Consider the following 13,669-nt stretch of genomic DNA (forward strand, 5'->3'; position numbering starts at 1 on the left):
GCCGGTCACCGGGTCACTTCCAGCGCAGCAGCGCGCCGAGGCCGCCCACCGGCGTCTTGTCCGCCGCCTCGGACGGCAGGGCCGGCGTCACCGAGATCGCGGGGGCGCCGGTCATCACCGCCGAACGCAGCAGGGCGTCGTCCGCGCGGGCGGCCCAGGAGTTCTGCTCGCCGAGCGTCTTCAGCTCCGTACGGCGCACCGCCAGCTGGTCGGCGTCCTCGCCGATCCACACCTCGCGGTGGGTGTCCGGGGCGTCCGGGATGATCAGCAGCTCGTCGATGCGGTGTTCCCGGGCGGCCTCGACCAACGCGGGCACGCCCTCCGCCGCCCCGGCCCGGCCCTCACCGTCCGGCGTCCGGGCGGCCAGGAACCGGTCCAGGTCCTCCCGCGCGCGCGAGCGGACGTGGTCGTCGCGCAGCCGCTCCACCTCGTCGTCCAGCAGCCTGCTGCCGGCGCCGCGAGAGGACTCCGCGATCCGGTCCTGCAGCCGCTTGGGCAGCCGCTCGTGCACGGACCGCCGCTCCCGGTCCTCGCCCACGAGGATCAGCAGGTCGGCACCCGTCTCCTCCTGGCACACGGCGAGCGCGTCCGCGATCTCCGCCGCGTTGTGCTCCCAGGTGTTCTCCACCCGCAGCTGGAAGTGGCGCTCCGACCAGTCGACGCTGCTCGTGCGGTGCACCGGCCACTGCCGGCCGGTCACCCCGCCCGCGTCCGAGCTGCCCAGCGCGCTGCGCAGCTCGAAGTCGGCGCCCTTGCGGTCGATGTACGCCACCACGCACACCGGGTCCTCCCCGGCGAGCTCCAGCAGCGGGGCGACGTGCGGCAGGGGCGCCCAGTCGGCGGTGGTCCCGCCGTACGGTGGCCGGGCCAGCGGCGGATCGAGGATCACCCGTCCGGCACACGCGAACAGTGCCCGGCCGTGCGGGTCGGTGGCGTGGCGCAGCCCGTCCACCGCCTCCTGCACGGCCCGGCAGGTCGCGTCGTCCGCGCCCTGCTCCGCCAGCTCCCGGGCCACCGCCGCGGCCGTCAGCTCACGTTCGTGAGGGGTGTCCTCCGTATGCCGGGACAGGTCGACGTACACGGAGGCCCAGGGCCCCTGATGTTCGTAGAGGGGATGCAGAAACGCGAGATCCATGGCTCCCTCCCGGGTGCCGCTCGGGGGTGGTAGTGCTTCGGGGCGGGTACCCGGACCGCATGAACGAACACGACACACGGGACGACACCATGACCGGCGTGGACCCGGGTCGCCTGGACGACCAACAGCTCATGAAGGAGCTGGAGACCATCCACCGCACGCGCCACGACACCCTGCTGTACGGGTCGAACGACGCGCTGCGGGCGCACAACGGGCGTATGGCGCAGCTTGAGGGCGAATGGCTGCGCCGCAACCCGCGGCGCCCGGTGGCGGCGGGCCGCACCCGCGAGGGCGCACGGGAGCGCGGCTGCGGGAACGGTGCCACCCCCGGCACCTGAGCGAAGGCGCGGGCCCGGAGTACCGGTGCGCTCGGGACGCACCGGTACTCCGGGCCCGCCCGGGGCCTTCGCCCGGCTCTGCGGACACCTCTGCGGACGCCCGCCTCGGTGTCTCAGCCGCCCGCCTTGGCGAACTCCGCGAGATAGGTCTCGCAGAACGCGTCGAGGTCGTCCGGCTTGCGGCTGGTCACGAGGACGTTGCCGCCGTGGTCGCAGACCTTCACCTGTTCGTCCACCCAGGTGGCGCCGGCGTTGCGGAGGTCGGTGCGCAGGCTGGGCCACGAGGTCATGACCCGGTCGCGTACGACGTCCGCCTCGACCAGCGTCCACGGGGCGTGGCAGATGGCGGCCACCGGCCGGCCCTGCTCGAAGAAGCCCTTGACGAACGCGACGGCCTTCTCGTCGGTCCGCAGGAAGTCCGGATTGGCCACGCCGCCGGGCAGGACCAGCCCGCCGAACGAGTCGGCCGACGTGTCGCCCACCACCTCGTCCACGGGGAACGTGTCCGCCTTGTCGAGGTGGTCGAAGCCCTGGATCTCACCGGACTGCGTGGAGACGAGCACCGGCTCGTGCCCCGCGTCCTTCGCCGCCTGCCACGGCTGGGTCAGCTCCACCTGCTCCACGCCCTCGGGCGCGGCCAGAAATGCGATGCGCATGTGGTCCGTGTCCTTTCCCAGCGCGCCGGCCGGTGTCTCGCCGCCCGGCGCGCGTGTCTCGTTCGGTCCCGTCTCAGCCGCTGTCCCGGGTGTCCGGCTCCGCACGGCTGATGTCGGCGAGCGCCGAGGCGGGATCCCGGGCCTCGGCCAGATCGCCGAGGCTCACCATTCCGACCGGCAGTCCGTCCTCCACGACGGGCAGCCGGCGCACGGCGTGCTCGCGCATCAGCGCGACCGCGTCCGCCACCGGGTCGTCGGGGGCGACCGTCAGCGGACCGGGGGTGCAGACCGACCGGACGCTCACCGCCATCGGATCGAGGCCTTCCGCCACCACCCGCACCGTGATGTCACGGTCGGTGAGCAGGCCCACGACATCCTGCCCCTCCGCGACCACCACATCACCGATGTTCTGCGTGCGCATCAGCCGCGCCGCCTCGACGAGGGAGGAGTCCGGGCGGACCGCGGTCACACCCGGGGTCATGACGTCCTTCACGTACTCGGTCATCGGAGCCCGCCCTTCCCGGCGGCTACGCGCTCTCGGGCCCGGAGGACCCGGACCCGCCCCTCTCGGTCAGGGCCACCGCCAGTTCCTGGACGTTGTCGTAGCGCGCCTTGTGCGGCAGCCGCTCCAGCCCCTCGACGAGGGCGTCCGGCGCGTTGCCGCGGCGCAGTGCGCGGGACAGTTCCCGCGGGCTCGCGGGAAAGGTGCCCCGGGTCAGATTCCGGGCCAGTTCGAGCCGGAGAGCTTCCAGGTACGTGGGTCCGCGGCCGGGGGTCACCGGGCCGTACATGACGGCCGGGTCGTCCTCGGCGGCCGGTTCCGGGTCGTGCCACTCCTCGGTGCGGGTGGGGTGCCCGGACCTGAGCAGGCCCTGCAGTTCGTGCTTCATCTCGTCGTCGCGGTGGACGCTCATCCGGTCACTGCCTCGCTGCATGTCTCCCTCCACATCCTCAGGGGGTGCCGACCGCGTACCCGGACACCGCGGGCCGACACGGATTCACCTGGACGGGCCCGGCCCGATTTCCTCCGCCGCCCTCCGACGGCCCCGAGGCGACCGTGGGCGACCGTGGGCGACCGGACCGGTCGGTGGCCGAGTGCCGGCCGGGCCGATCAGTAATCGAGAAGCGCGCGCCGCCGCGCGCCCTCTAGCGTGTACCGCGCCGACGGAGACCACGACCGCGGCCCCGCCGAACGTATGGAGACACGATGAGCAGCGCCAAGAGGACGGACACGCGGTCGCCCGCGCCGCACGTTGCGGACAGCCACGACATGATCCGCGTGCACGGCGCCCGCGAGAACAATCTGAAGGACGTCAGCATCGAGATCCCGAAGCGCCGTCTGACGGTGTTCACCGGCGTCTCCGGCTCGGGCAAGAGCTCACTGGTGTTCAACACGATCGCCGCCGAGTCGCAGCGGCTGATCAACGAGACCTACAGCGCCTTCGTGCAGGGCTTCATGCCGACCCTGGCGCGGCCCGAGGTCGACGTCCTCGACGGACTGACCACCGCGATCATCGTGGACCAGCAGCGGATGGGCGCCGACCCCCGCTCCACCGTGGGCACCGCCACCGACGCCAACGCGATGCTGCGCATCCTCTTCAGCCGGCTCGGCGACCCGCACATAGGCCCGCCCAGCGCCTACTCCTTCAACACCGCCTCCGTCCGCGCGAGCGGCGCGATCACCGTCGAGCGCGGCAACAAGAAGGCGGTGAGGGCGACCTACGAGCGCACCGGCGGCATGTGCACGAACTGCGAGGGCCGGGGCACGGTCTCCGACATCGACCTCACGCAGCTCTACGACGACTCCAAGTCGCTCGCCGAGGGAGCGTTCACCATCCCCGGCTGGAAGTCGGACAGCCAGTGGACCGTGCAGGTCTACGCCCAGTCCGGCTTCGTCGACCCGGACAAGCCGATCCGCGAGTACACCGAGAAGGAGCTGCGCGACTTCCTCCACGGCGAGCCGGTCAAGGTCAAGGTCAACGGTGTCAACCTCACCTACGAAGGCCTGATCCCGAAGATCCAGAAGTCGTTCCTGTCCAAGGACAAGGAGGCGATGCAGCCGCACATCCGGGCGTTCGTGGAGCGGGCGGTCACCTTCACCACCTGCCCCGAGTGCGAGGGCACCCGGCTCAGCGAGGGGGCGCGGTCGTCGAGGATCGGGAAGATCAGCATCGCCGACGCCTGCGCGATGGAGATCCGGGACCTGGCCGAATGGGTCCGGGATCTTGACGAGCCGTCGGTGGCGCCGCTGCTCACCGCACTGCGGGACACCCTCGACTCGTTCGTGGAGATCGGCCTCGGCTACCTCTCGCTGGACCGGCCGGCGGGCACGCTGTCGGGCGGCGAGGCGCAGCGCGTCAAGATGATCCGCCACCTCGGCTCCTCGCTCACCGACACCACGTACGTCTCCGACGAGCCCACCATCGGCCTGCACCCCCACGACATCCAGCGGATGAACGACCTGCTGCTGCGACTGCGGGACAAGGGCAACACGGTGCTCGTCGTCGAGCACAAACCGGAGGCGATCGCGATCGCCGACCACGTCGTCGACCTCGGCCCCGGCGCCGGCACGGCCGGCGGCACCGTCTGCTACGAGGGCACCGTCGAGGGTCTGCGGGCCGGCGGCACCCTCACCGGCCGCCACCTCGACGACCGGGCCGCGCTCAAGGAGACGGTGCGCAAGCCCACCGGCGCGCTGGAGATCCGCGGCGCGACGACGCACAACCTCCAGGGTGTCGACGTCGACGTCCCCCTCGGGGTGCTCTGTGTGGTCACCGGCGTGGCGGGCTCCGGCAAGAGCTCGCTGATCCACGGCTCGATCCCCGCCGGCGCGGACGTCGTCTCGGTCGACCAGAGCGCCATCAAGGGTTCGCGGCGGAGCAACCCGGCGACGTACACGGGACTGCTCGACCCGATCCGCAAGGCCTTCGCCAAGGCCAACGGAGTCAAGCCGGCCCTGTTCAGCGCCAACTCCGAGGGCGCCTGCCCCACCTGCAACGGCGCCGGAGTCGTCTACACCGACCTGGCGATGATGGCCGGCGTGGCCGCACCCTGCGAGGACTGCGAGGGCAAGCGGTTCCAGCCCGCGGTACTGGAGTACCGCCTCGGCGGACGCGACATCAGCGAGGTGCTCGCCATGTCGGTGGACCGGGCCGAGGAGTTCTTCGGCACCGGCGAGGCGCGCACCCCGGCCGCGCACAAGATCCTCGAGCGGCTCGCCGACGTCGGGCTCGGCTACCTCACCCTCGGCCAGCCCCTCACCACGCTCTCCGGCGGCGAGCGGCAGCGGCTGAAGCTGGCCACGCACATGGGCGAGAAGGGCGGCGACGGTTCCGTCTTCGTACTCGACGAGCCCACCACCGGCCTGCACCTCGCCGACGTCGAGCAACTGCTCGGCCTGCTCGACCGCCTGGTCGACGCCGGGAAGTCGGTCATCGTCATCGAGCACCACCAGGCCGTCATGGCGCACGCCGACTGGATCATCGACCTCGGCCCCGGCGCCGGTCACGACGGCGGACGGATCGTCTTCGAGGGCACGCCCGCCGACCTGGTCGCCGACCGCTCCACCCTCACCGGCGAGCACCTCGCGAGGTACGTCGGCGCCTGACCGCCGCCGGGGCCCACGGCGCCGGTACCGGTGGTGTCCGGCGCTGTGGGATCGTGGTGGGGTGACGACGTTGGAGGACCTGGCCCGGCTGCGCCGCGCCCGTGACCTGATGGACCGCGAGTACGCCAAGCCGCTCGACGTCCCGGCGCTGGCGCGCGTGGCCCTCATGTCGGCGGGCCACTTCTCCCGCAGCTTCCGCGCAGCCTACGGGGAGACGCCGTACAGCTACCTGATGACGCGCCGGATCGAGCGGGCCAAGGCGCTGCTGCGGCGCGGCGACCTGACCGTGACGGAGGTCTGCTTCGAGGTCGGCTGTACCTCGCTGGGCTCCTTCAGCTCGCGGTTCACCGAACTCGTCGGCGAGAGTCCGAGCGCGTACCGGGCCCGCGACCACGGTGACGGCGCCGCCGTCCCGGCCTGCGTCGCCAAGATGTACACGCGACCGGTCAGGAACGGAGAAGCGAGGCCCGCGCCCCCGCCCGTAGCGTGAAGCACATGGACATCAACCTCTCGCAGTGCTTCATCGCCGTCGACGACCACGACAAGGCGCTCGCCTTCTACCGGGACGTTCTGGGACTGGAGGTGCGCGACGACGTCGCGTTCGAAGGGATGCGCTGGGTCACCGTCGGCTCGCCGGCCCAGCCCGGGGTGGACATCGTCCTGGAACCCCCGCTCGCGGACCCCAACGCCTCAGCCGCGGACAAGGAGGCCATGGCGGAGCTGCTGGCGAAGGGCCTGCTGCGCGGCGTCATCTTCACGACCGACGACGTCGACGCCACCTTCGAGCGCATCCGCGCCGCCGGCGCCGAAGTCCTCCAGGAACCGGTCGACCAGCCCTACGGTGTCCGCGACTGCGCCTTCCGGGACCCGGCCGGCAACATGCTGCGCTTCAACCAGCCGCGCCGGCGGTGACCCCGGGGCGCGCGGCTGCCCCGCGAGGGCTCGGGGCGAGGTGTCCCCGGGCCCGGGTGGTCCTGGTGTCCGGCGGCGGTGCGGGTGCGGGTGGTTCGGGGGCTGCCGGAGAGCAGTGGAGTGTTTGCCGCTCGGGGTCCGGGGCAGGTGCACAGGCAGTGCTTCGGACAGGAGGCACGTCCGTGGGAGCGGCGTGAGGCCGCGGTGGACGCGTCCGTCCGGACCGGACGTCCTCCCACGGTGACCGCCCGACCCAAGGGCCGTGTCGTCGCACGGTGACGCCCGCCCCGCGCCCCGGTGAGCCGTCGAGCCCCGGGTGCCGCCCGCGCCGACCGGGCCACCGCCCGGCGCGACGACAGGACCCCGCGCTCCGAGGGAGTTGCGACGCACATGCCGATCCACGCCAGCGTGAAGCACCCGCACGACGACGCCCCCGACACCGCCGACGCCTTCCGTCGGCTCACCACCCTTCCCGCCGGCCCGGAGCGCGACGCGGTCCGCGACCGGATCGTCGAGGCCTGGCTGCCCATGGCCGAACGGCTGGCGGGACGTTTCCGCAGCCGGGGCGAGAGCTACGAGGACCTGCGCCAGGTCGCGGCCCTCGGCCTGGTCAAGGCCGTCGACCGGTACGACCCCGAGCGCGGCAACGCCTTCGAGAGCTATGCCGTGCCGACCGTCACCGGCGAGATCAAGCGCCACTTCCGCGACCACATGTGGACCCTGCATGTGCCGCGCCGGGTCCAGGACCTGCGCAACCGCGTCCGCTTCGCCGGCCAGGACCTGTCGCAGACCATCTCGGGCCGCCGGCCCACGGTCGCCGAGATAGCCGAGCACGCCGACCTCAGCGAGGAGGACGTCCGGGTGGGCCTGGAAGCCCTGGAGAGTTTCACGGCCCTGTCCCTGGACGCGGAAGTGCCGGGCAGCGAGGACGGCTACTCGCTCGGCGACGCCCTCGGCGCCCCCGACCCGGCCCTCGACACCGTCGTCGACCGCGAGGCCGTCAAGGAACGCCTGGCCGCGCTGCCCGAACGGGAACGCGCCATCCTCTACATGCGGTTCTTCGACGACATGACCCAGAGCCGCATCGCCGAGCAACTCGGCATCTCCCAGATGCACGTCTCCCGCCTGATCAGCCGGTGCTGCAACCGGGTCCGCGAACAGGTGCTCAGGGACCCGGCGGCCTGACCCGGCGGCCCGACCCGGAGCAGAGCCTGATCGGGCGGAGACCTCACCGGTGGGGCCGGTTCGGGAGGTGAAGCCGGCCCTCACCCGCTCGGGCGCCCCGTTCGTGCGAACGGCGCACGGCGGCGCGCGTCCCCGTGCCGGGCGGGCTGTGATGGCTGCGGGGGCGCGAGTGCCGTGCCCCCGCAGCCGTCGCTCGAAGGAGCCCGCCCCATGCGCCGCACCGCCCGCGCCCTGTCCGTGGCCGTCCTGGCCAGTGCCGCCCTCGGCGTCCTCGCGGAGCCCGGGTCGGCCGACTCGGGCGTCCCGGCTCCCGTCGGCGCCGGCGAACCCGCCGCGGGGGCCGCCCCGGCCGACGCCGCCACGGTCGCGCGCGCCTGCGCCCCGGCCCACGCAGCCGCGCCCTCGACGCAGGGCGACGACGCGACGACCCCGCGCACACCTCCCGCCGAGGGCTTCGGCGAGGACCCGGAAGCAGTGGATCCCGAGGGCGCATGGAGCCCCGACGGCACCGGGGGCACCTGGACGCCCGACGGTACCGGGGGCGACGAGGGCGTCGGGCGTACGGACGGCACCGGGGGAACCGAGGGCGTCGGGCGTACGGACGGTACCGACGGTACCGGGGGCGACGACGGCGCCGGGCGTACGGACGGTACCGAGGGAACCGGGGGCGACGACGGCGTCGGGCGTACGGACGGTACCGGGGGAACCGGGGGAACCGGGGGCGCCGGGCGTACGGACGGCACCGGGGGAACCGGAGGCACCGGACGCGCTGAAGGCGCCGGGGGCACCGACGGCACCGAAGGCCCCTGCCCGTCGTCGGCAGCCGGCGACGGGGGCGAGGCGTGGGGCGCGACGAAGACCGTACCCGGAGAGGGGGGCGACGTCGCCGCACCCCCGTGTCCCGAACCCGGCCCGCGGGGCGAAGCGTGCGGCGGCAACGAGCCGGAGTGCGCCGAGCCCACCGCACAGGGGAAGTCCTGCGGTGGCGCGATCGCGGAGCACGGCGTGCGGGCCGGCGTGGGCGGGTCCTTCAGCGACTCGGTGCCCGCCCTGGTCGCCGGTGGCGTGCTGATCGCGGGCGCGTGCGGCGCGGCCGCGCACCGGCTGCGGCTCCGCCTGCGCGGGGAGGACGGGGAACACCGACCCCGCCGGCGCCGGTCCGCGTGGGAACCGGGCAAGCGGGGCCGGAGCCATGACCGGGCGGCACGGTGGGTACCTGGATCAACGGCCGAGGACGGCAGCCCACGGCATCGCTGAGACAACGGATGTCACGGACATCACGAACGTCACTGACCGCGCGGAGGTGCGCATGCGGCGGACGGACCCCGTAGGTCACGACCCTGTGGGCCGTCATCCCGCGGGCCATGACCCCGTGGGGCACGGACCCGTCCGTTACGGCCCGCACCTCCCCGACGACGGGCTGCCGGTGCTGCCCGAGCTGTCCGCCGTACTCGCCGCCGCCGCGGGCCGCGGCCACGAGGAACCGGCCGGTGGCGCCCCCGCCCTCCTGGACACCGCCTGCGCCTACTGGGACCGGCGCGGCCTGCCCACCGAGCCCGGCCACGTGGCCGCCGCCCCCGGCGCGGGCGCCCTGCTGCTCGCGCTCACCGCCGCCCTCGACGGCGACGTCCTGGTGCCGCGCCCCTGCGCCGCATGGTGGGCGCCGTACGCCCGCCTGCTGGGCAGACCCGTCTTCCACGTCCCGACCCCGGCCGAGTCCGGCGGCGTCCCCGACCCGTACGCCTTCCTGGAGACCATCCGGCGGGTCCGGGCCGAGGGCGGCGCCCCCCGCCTGCTCGTGCTGTCCGTCGCCGACGACCCCACCGGCACCGTAGCGCCGCCCGAGCTGCTGCACGAGACCGTCGAGGCCGCCGCCGGCGAGGGACTGCATCTGGTCAGTGACGAGACCTGGCGCGACACCCTGCACGACCCGCACGCCACCGTGCTGCTCAGCCCCGCGGAGATGTTCCCCGAACGGGTCACCGTCGTCACCGACCTGGCCGGCGCGCTGCTGCCGCCGGGCTGGCCGGCCGCCGTCGCCCGCTTCCCCGCGTCCGCCGCCGGGGACGGCCTGCACGCGCGCGTGCTCGACGTGCTCACCGCGCTCGGCGCCCGCGTCGCCGCGCCCGTCGCCGCGGCGGCCGGCTACGCGCTGGCCGAACCCGAGCCGGTCACCGAACGCCGGTCGGCCGCCGTGCGCCTGCACGCGCGCGTGGCCACCGCCGTGCACACCGCCGTCGTCGCCGCGGGTGCCACCGCCCGCCCCCCGCAGGCCGGCCGCCACCTGTACGCCGACCTCGGTCCACTGCGCGACGCGCTCGGCGCCCGGGGCGTCGGCGACGCCCAGGATCTGGAGGAGTACCTCGCCGCCCGGCTCGGCATGCCCGCGCCGGGCGGCCATCGCTTCGGCGACGACCTCCAGGCGCTGCGCGTCCGGCTCTCCACCGGTCCTGTGGTGGGCGGCGGTACCGTCGAGCAGCGCGCGGCATGCCTCCTGTCCCCGGATCCACTGGAACTGCCACACGTGCAACGCGCGCTGATCGGACTGAAGTCGGTCTTCGACGATCTCCGCGACGCTCAGCGATGGGAGCCTCCTCGATGACGCACCAGCCCCGGTCGACCACGAGCACGCCCACGCCCGTCCAGGACGAGGACACCGGCGCTCCGGCGGCCACGTCGCCCTCCGCGCCCTCGTTCCCGCCGCTGGCCGATCCCCGGCCGCCGGCCGAGCACCGGGTGTGGCCGCGGACCTTCCACGACCGGCTGACCGCTCCGCTGCCCGGGCTGAGGGCCTTCGCCAGATTCGCCCGCGAGGGCGCGGTGAGACCCGGCCGCGAGGGCCTGGCCGACGTCCCCCGGCTGCCGTACGCCCCCGGCCCGCTGCCGCGCGTGGGCGCCGACACCGTCGCCGTCACCTGGGCGGGACACGCCAGTTGGGTGGTGCACATAGGCGGGCTCACCGTGCTCACCGACCCCGTCTGGTCCCGCCGGATCCTCGGCACCCCGGCCCGCGTCACCCCCGTCGGCGTCCCCTGGAGCGCCCTGCCGCGCGTCGACGCCGTGGTCATCAGCCACAACCACTACGACCACCTGGACGCCCCCACCCTGCGCCGGCTCCCGCGCGACACGCCCGTCTTCGTCCCGGCCGGGCTCGGCCGCTGGTTCCACCGCCGCCGCTTCACCCGGGTCACCGAGCTGGACTGGTGGGAGGCGACCGAGCTGGGCGGGGTCCGGTTCGACTTCGTACCGGCCCACCACTGGTCCAAGCGCACCCTCACCGACACGTGCCGCACCCTGTGGGGCGGCTGGGTCCTCACCGACCCCGGCGGCCACCGTGTGTACTTCGCCGGAGACACCGGGTACGGCCACTGGTTCACCCGCATCGGCCGCCGCTACCCCGGCATCGACCTGGCCCTGCTCCCCATCGGCGCCTACGAGCCCCGCTGGTGGCTCAGCGACGTGCACTGCGACCCGGAGGAGGCGGTACGGGCCGCCCAGGACGTCGGGGCCCGCCGGATGGCGCCGATGCACTGGGGCACCTTCGTCCTGTCGGCGGAGCCGGTGCTGGAACCGCTCACCCGTGTGCGCGCGGCCTGGCGCCGGGCGGGCCTGCCCCGGGAGAACCTGTGGGACCTCCCGGTCGGCGGCTCCCGGGTGCTGGAGTAGCCGGGCGGGGCGGGAGGCGCCCGCGCGGTGGCCCTGGGCCCCGGCACCTTCGGCGTGCGCGGGCACCGTCGTCTGCCCGGCCCCTGTCCCGTCGGCCGGGCACCGTCGTCTCCCGGCCCCTGTCCCGTCGGCCGGGCACCGTCGTCTCCCGGCCCCCGTCCCGCCGACCGGACTCCGCCGTTCCCCGGCCCCCGCCCCGCCGGCGGGCCACGCCTACGCCTTCGCCGGTCCCCGCAGTCGCCGCCACACGCTGGGCGCGCCGCTGACCAGCACCGTCAGGGCGATCGCCGCGGCCACGCCCTCCCACGGCCTGCTGAACAGCGAGCCGCTCAGTATCCCGATCAGCTGGTACGTCACCGCCCAGGCCAGGCAGGCCGGAAGGTTGCCCCGGGCGAAGCGGCGCAGCGGCCACTCGGCGAGCAGACAGGCCAGCATCACCGGTATGCGCCCCGCCGGGACCAGCCGGGAGAGCACGAGCACGGCGACGTCGTGCTCGACGAGCTTGTGCTGCGCCTGCTCCAGCCGGTCCTCGGGCGCCCGCGACCGGATCGCCTCCAGCCAGCGTGAGCCGTTCTTCGAGCCGACCCCGCGCCGCCCCAGCCAGTACAGCGCCATGTCCCCGCAGAACGCGGCCAGCGACGCCGTCGCGAACACCATCAGCAGGGCGAACGGCAACGTCTGGTGCATCGCCACCACGGCCGCCGAACTCACCAGCGCGCCCGTCGGCACCACCGGCACCAGCGCCCCGATCAGCACCAGCAGGAACAGCGACGGATAGCCGAACGCCTGCTGCGTCGGTTCCGTCGGAATACTCGTCATGCTCGTCGAGGCGGCCCCCAGCCAGCTCACCGCACGACCTCCACCCGCACGCTCTCGCCGTGCCCCAGCCGGTGCACCGCCACCCCCGGCGCACGCAGCGCCGACAGGCGCACGAACTCCTCGCCCGGCGTGTGGAACTCGTGGGGGCGCACGGCGTCCATCCCGATCGGCCAGTACGTGCCGTAGTGCACCGGCACCGCCGCGCGCGGCGCCAACCGGGCCAGCGCCTCGGCCGCCCGCCCCGCGTCCAGGTGCTCCGCACCCAGGTACGGTCCCCAGCCGCCGACCGGCAGCAGGGCCGCGTCGACCGGCCCGACCTCCTTCTCCATACCGTCGAACAGGCCGGTGTCCCCGGCGAAGTACGTCCGTGCCTCGCCCTCGACGACATAGCCCAGCGCGGGGGAGCGGTGCGGTCCGAGCGGCAGCCGCCGCCCGTCGTGCAGGGCCGGAACCGCCCGTATGCGCAGGTCCCCGACCACCGTCAGGTCGCCGGGCGACACCTCGCTCAGCTCCAGGTGCCCGAGCCGGCGCAGCCCCGGCACCGCCCGTCGTGCGCCCCGGGGCACGAGCAGGCGCGTGCCCGGCGCGAGCCGCGCGAGCGACGGCACGTGCAGGTGGTCCGCGTGCAGGTGGGACACCAGCGCCACGTCCGCGCGCCACGCCTCCGGCGGCGGCACCGCGCCCCGCCTGCGGCGCAGATGGGCGAGCCTGCGGACGAACAGAGGGTCGGTGAGTACGCGCATGTCCGAGTCCTCGACCGTGCAGGTGGCGTGACCCCACCACGTGAGCTCCACCGGCACCTCTTTGCCTCCTTCGCGCGACTCCCCGAAGCCTACGTCCAGGAGTAGGGTCGGCGGCGAAAACGGGAGGTGACGGGAGGTGAGGGGGGACACCATGGGGCCGGTGCGGGTGACGGCGATCGCGAGTCTGACGCCGCTGGAGCAGTTGGACGACGACCCTTTCCTTGTCGACTCCCGCAGTCAGCACGCCATGTGCGCCCGCTGGGCCGAGGAGCACGGCTACGTCGTCGCCCGGGAACTGCTGGTACGCGGTCTGCGGCCCGACCACGAAGCCCTGTGGGACGGCGTCCGCCCGGGGCGCGACCTGTTCGTGGCGCCCAGCCGACGCGTGCTGGAGAGCGCGCTGTCGTCCGTGGCGGAGTTCACAGCCGAGTGCGCGCGGCGCGGGGTCCGCGTCGAGACGGTCGGCCGTGCGGAGCCGTCCTACGACGCCAGGATGAAGGCGTGTGTGCACCGCAGGCTGTCGATGCCGACGGCCGGGTACGACGGCCGCTGACCCCCGGCGCGGGGTGTGAACCGGACCCGGGGGGACAAACAGGTGCTCCGGGCCG

The 13,669-nt window shown here is 74.2% G+C and carries 15 protein-coding genes; 9 read left to right on the plus strand and 6 right to left on the minus strand.

Annotated features, from left to right (window positions below; all coding sequences use genetic code 11):
* Window positions 1-13: 13 nt before the first annotated feature.
* Entirely contained in the window at window positions 14-1,135 is a 1,122-nt protein-coding gene (locus tag RM812_RS23360; protein ID WP_311575199.1) for a baeRF2 domain-containing protein, read from the minus strand.
* Between the two features lie 59 nt (window positions 1,136-1,194).
* On the opposite strand from RM812_RS23360, the gene RM812_RS23365 reads away from it, so the two are divergent.
* Window positions 1,195-1,473, plus strand: a complete 279-nt coding sequence (locus tag RM812_RS23365; protein WP_311575200.1) for a DUF6158 family protein — start codon at window positions 1,195-1,197, stop codon at window positions 1,471-1,473.
* A gap of 113 nt (window positions 1,474-1,586) precedes the next feature.
* On the opposite strand, the gene RM812_RS23370 is transcribed toward RM812_RS23365, so the two are convergent.
* The 3 genes from RM812_RS23370 to RM812_RS23380 all read right to left on the minus strand — a co-directional run bounded on the left by RM812_RS23370 (window position 1,587) and on the right by RM812_RS23380 (window position 3,064).
* Window positions 1,587-2,129, minus strand: a complete 543-nt coding sequence (locus RM812_RS23370; protein ID WP_311575201.1) for a type 1 glutamine amidotransferase domain-containing protein — start codon at window positions 2,127-2,129, stop codon at window positions 1,587-1,589.
* A gap of 73 nt (window positions 2,130-2,202) precedes the next feature.
* Window positions 2,203-2,634, minus strand: a complete 432-nt coding sequence (locus RM812_RS23375; RefSeq protein WP_311575202.1) for a CBS domain-containing protein — start codon at window positions 2,632-2,634, stop codon at window positions 2,203-2,205.
* A 22-nt stretch (window positions 2,635-2,656) separates the two neighbouring features.
* The gene (locus RM812_RS23380) at window positions 2,657-3,064 is read right to left on the minus strand and encodes a DUF2795 domain-containing protein (RefSeq protein WP_311575203.1); all 408 of its coding nucleotides are present in this window, start codon (window positions 3,062-3,064) and stop codon (window positions 2,657-2,659) included.
* A gap of 272 nt (window positions 3,065-3,336) precedes the next feature.
* Between RM812_RS23380 and RM812_RS23385 the strand changes: the two genes are divergently transcribed.
* The 7 genes from RM812_RS23385 (at window position 3,337) to RM812_RS23415 (ending at window position 11,499) form a co-directional block, all read left to right on the plus strand.
* Window positions 3,337-5,736, plus strand: a complete 2,400-nt coding sequence (locus RM812_RS23385; protein ID WP_311575204.1) for an excinuclease ABC subunit UvrA — start codon at window positions 3,337-3,339, stop codon at window positions 5,734-5,736.
* Window positions 5,737-5,797: 61 nt separating this feature from the next.
* Complete coding sequence (locus RM812_RS23390) at window positions 5,798-6,226, plus strand: helix-turn-helix transcriptional regulator (protein ID WP_311575205.1); 429 nt, start codon at window positions 5,798-5,800, stop codon at window positions 6,224-6,226.
* A gap of 5 nt (window positions 6,227-6,231) precedes the next feature.
* The gene (locus RM812_RS23395; RefSeq protein ID WP_311575206.1) at window positions 6,232-6,648 is read left to right on the plus strand and encodes a VOC family protein; all 417 of its coding nucleotides are present in this window, start codon (window positions 6,232-6,234) and stop codon (window positions 6,646-6,648) included.
* A 390-nt stretch (window positions 6,649-7,038) separates the two neighbouring features.
* Window positions 7,039-7,833: an RNA polymerase sigma factor SigF gene (locus RM812_RS23400; RefSeq protein WP_311575207.1), complete on the plus strand. Its 795-nt coding sequence runs from the start codon at window positions 7,039-7,041 to the stop codon at window positions 7,831-7,833.
* Window positions 7,834-8,043: 210 nt separating this feature from the next.
* Window positions 8,044-9,090 carry a hypothetical protein gene (locus tag RM812_RS23405; protein WP_311575208.1) on the plus strand — a complete coding sequence of 349 codons (1,047 nt, stop codon included), beginning with the start codon at window positions 8,044-8,046 and terminating at the stop codon, window positions 9,088-9,090.
* A 52-nt stretch (window positions 9,091-9,142) separates the two neighbouring features.
* Window positions 9,143-10,435 carry an aminotransferase class I/II-fold pyridoxal phosphate-dependent enzyme gene (locus tag RM812_RS23410; RefSeq protein ID WP_311575209.1) on the plus strand — a complete coding sequence of 431 codons (1,293 nt, stop codon included), beginning with the start codon at window positions 9,143-9,145 and terminating at the stop codon, window positions 10,433-10,435.
* Entirely contained in the window at window positions 10,432-11,499 is a 1,068-nt protein-coding gene (locus RM812_RS23415; protein ID WP_311575210.1) for an MBL fold metallo-hydrolase, read from the plus strand. Before RM812_RS23410 ends, RM812_RS23415 begins: the two co-directional genes overlap by 4 nt.
* Window positions 11,500-11,712: 213 nt before the next feature.
* Here the strand turns inward: RM812_RS23415 and RM812_RS23420 are convergent, their stop codons facing one another.
* Window positions 11,713-12,348: a DedA family protein gene (locus RM812_RS23420; protein WP_311575211.1), complete on the minus strand. Its 636-nt coding sequence runs from the start codon at window positions 12,346-12,348 to the stop codon at window positions 11,713-11,715.
* The gene (locus RM812_RS23425) at window positions 12,345-13,118 is read right to left on the minus strand and encodes an MBL fold metallo-hydrolase (RefSeq protein WP_311575212.1); all 774 of its coding nucleotides are present in this window, start codon (window positions 13,116-13,118) and stop codon (window positions 12,345-12,347) included. Before RM812_RS23425 ends, RM812_RS23420 begins: the two co-directional genes overlap by 4 nt.
* 94 nt (window positions 13,119-13,212) lie before the next feature.
* Between RM812_RS23425 and RM812_RS23430 the strand changes: the two genes are divergently transcribed.
* The gene (locus RM812_RS23430) at window positions 13,213-13,614 is read left to right on the plus strand and encodes a hypothetical protein (protein ID WP_311575262.1); all 402 of its coding nucleotides are present in this window, start codon (window positions 13,213-13,215) and stop codon (window positions 13,612-13,614) included.
* Window positions 13,615-13,669: the final 55 nt, after the last annotated feature.

Origin of the sequence: Streptomyces lancefieldiae (assembly GCF_031845825.1) — a bacterium.
Taxonomy (GTDB): domain Bacteria; phylum Actinomycetota; class Actinomycetes; order Streptomycetales; family Streptomycetaceae; genus Streptomyces; species Streptomyces lancefieldiae.